This window comes from Mucilaginibacter sp., assembly GCF_039207105.1.
In the GTDB taxonomy this organism is placed as follows: domain Bacteria; phylum Bacteroidota; class Bacteroidia; order Sphingobacteriales; family Sphingobacteriaceae; genus Mucilaginibacter.
The window spans coordinates 1-2,562 of the sequence record NZ_JBCECK010000304.1; the positions used below are offsets into that span (position 1 = coordinate 1).

The 2,562-nt window shown below is 44.0% G+C and carries 2 protein-coding genes; both read right to left on the reverse strand.

The features are described from left to right. Positions 1–289: 289 nt before the first annotated feature. Positions 290–895 (reverse strand): acetolactate synthase small subunit, encoded by a 606-nt coding sequence (ilvN, locus tag AAGC65_RS25895; protein WP_343115347.1) that lies wholly within the window; start codon positions 893–895, stop codon positions 290–292. Positions 896–925: 30 nt separating this feature from the next. Beyond that, a partial coding sequence (ilvB, locus tag AAGC65_RS25900; RefSeq protein ID WP_343115348.1) for a biosynthetic-type acetolactate synthase large subunit occupies positions 926–2,562 on the reverse strand: 1,637 nt, incomplete at its 5' end.

A 2,562-nucleotide genomic window follows, 5' to 3' on the forward strand; every position in this document is an offset into this window, starting at 1 on the left:
TAGCCAATTACTGCTACAACTTCATCTTTTAATACGTCCTGAGCTTTTGATAAAGGGAACTCTTCGCGGGTTACTACGTTTTCTTCAGTTCCGCCGAAATTTAGTTTTGCCATTGTTTTGTTTATTTTATTGATTTTGATGATGCTCACCTTTAAGTGATCTCATCGATTAATTTGCAATTAGTTAATTAGTTATTGTCATTGCGAGGAACGAAGCAATCGCGAACCTGACAGGTGTTGTGTACAGTTCGTGATCGCCATGCTATGCTCGCAATGACATGTTTATTAGTTTACATCGTAAATACCTTTTCGCCCTGGTTCAGGTATTCGTTCTCGATAACGTCTTCACCTGGTTCAAGCCTTTCAAACTCGCGCAGTTTGCGGTTAAAGCCGTCGCTATCTTTAATAATTGCTACGCGTGCGCTGCGTACAAATTCAATCAGGCCATAGGGCTGCAATATACTGATCAAATTGTCAGTTTCCTCACGGTGACCGGTGGTTTCAAAAACCGTATAATCTTTACGCAATACGACCACACGTGCACCATTTTCGCGCAGTAAACGCTCAACGCTTACCTTTTCGGCAATTACATCTGTTGATACTTTATATAACGCTAATTCCTGCCAAATCACATCCGCGTTGGTATGATAATATGCTTTTAATACTTCTACCTGTTTTTCAATCTGGCGGGTAAGTTTACGCACTACCTCTTCCGATTCAGTGATCACAATGTTAAAACGATGGATCTTATCTATTTCTGAAGGAGAAGTATTTAAACTGTCAATATTGATTTTACGGCGCGAAAATATGATGGCAATACGGGTAAGCAAGCCTATCTGGTTCTCGGTATATACCGTAATATTAAATTCCTGTTTTTCTATATCTTGATTGCTCATGACTGCTATTTTAAAGGTTATAGGCTTAATTTATTTAAGCCTGATTTCGGCTACGCTGCATCCCTGTGGTACCATCGGGAATACGTTGTTCTCTTTGGTTACCATTACTTCTAAAAGGAATGATCCTTTGTTGTTCAGCATTTCATTTATTGCCGAAGGCAGGTCGGTACGATTATCAACGCGTTTACCTGCTATGCCGTATGCTGATGCCAGGGTTACAAAGTCGGGACTTTGAATATCTACAAACGAATAACGGCGCTCGTTGAACAATTCCTGCCATTGCCTAACCATACCCAGGAAGCGGTTGTTCAGGATGATGATCTTTACATCAACGCCGCTTTGCATAATGGTACCCAGCTCCTGCAAGGTCATTTGAAAACCGCCATCGCCAATAATAGCTACCACAGTGCGGTCTTGAGCTCCAAACTTAGCGCCAATGGCTGCGGGCAGGGCAAAGCCCATAGTACCTAAGCCGCCACTGGTAACGTTACTGCGTGTGTTGTTAAGTTTGGCATAACGACAGGTTACCATCTGGTGCTGGCCTACATCTGTTACAATAACGGCTTCACCTTTAGTAATATCATTCAGTTGTTTGATCACTTCGCCCATAGTCATTTCAGGAGTGGTTGGGTTAAGCTCGTTTTGAATAACGGCTTCAACTTCCTGTTGGGTGTAATCATGAAATTTATTGATCCACTCCGTATGCTGTTTTTGCTCAATAGCTTTAGTTAGCATCGGTAACGTTTCTTTACAATCGCCCCATACCGGTACGGTTGATTTAACGTTTTTATCGATCTCGGCCGGGTCAATATCCAGGTGAATAACCTTAGCCTGTTTGGCATATTTGTCCAAACGGCCTGTTACACGGTCGTCAAAACGCATGCCTATGGCTATAAGCACATCGCACTCGTTAGTTAATACGTTTGGTCCGTAGTTGCCATGCATGCCCAGCATACCCACGTTTTGAGGATGATCTGTTGGGATAGCACCAGCGCCTAAAACTGTCCATGCTGCAGGGATACCGCTTTTTTCAACAAAAGTTTTGAACTCCTGTTCGGCACCACCCAATATTACACCCTGACCCCAAATGATAAACGGCCTTTGTGCCTGGTTTATCAGCGCGGCAGCTTCCTGTATGTATTGTGTACGTACAATAGGTTTTGGCCTGTAGCTACGGATATGGTTACAAGGGGTATATCCCTGGTAGTTAAATTTTTGTATCTGCGCGTTTTTGGTAATGTCGATCAATACTGGTCCGGGGCGGCCGCTTTTGGCTATGTAAAAAGCCTTAGCAATTACCTCTGGAATTTCGTTGGCATCAGTTACTTGGTAGTTCCACTTGGTTACTGGGGTGGTGATGTTGATCACGTCAGTTTCCTGGAAAGCATCGGTACCTAAAAGGTGCGCGAATACCTGACCGGTGATACATACTACTGGTGTACTGTCAATCTGGGCATCGGCAAGGCCTGTTACCAGGTTTGTTGCACCGGGACCGCTGGTTGCAAATACAACACCCACTTTGCCCGATGTGCGTGCATAACCTTGCCCTGCATGGATGCCGCCCTGTTCATGACGGACCAGGATGTGGTTCAGTTTATCATTGTAATCAAACAGAGCATCATAGATGGGCATGATAGCGCCACCTGGGTAGCCAAAGATGGTATCAA

Bases quoted from the DNA above. Each gene is read 5' to 3' on its own strand.
- ilvN (WP_343115347.1), bottom strand. From the start codon at position 895: ATGAGCAATCAAGATATAGAAAAACAGGAATTTAATATTACGGTATAT.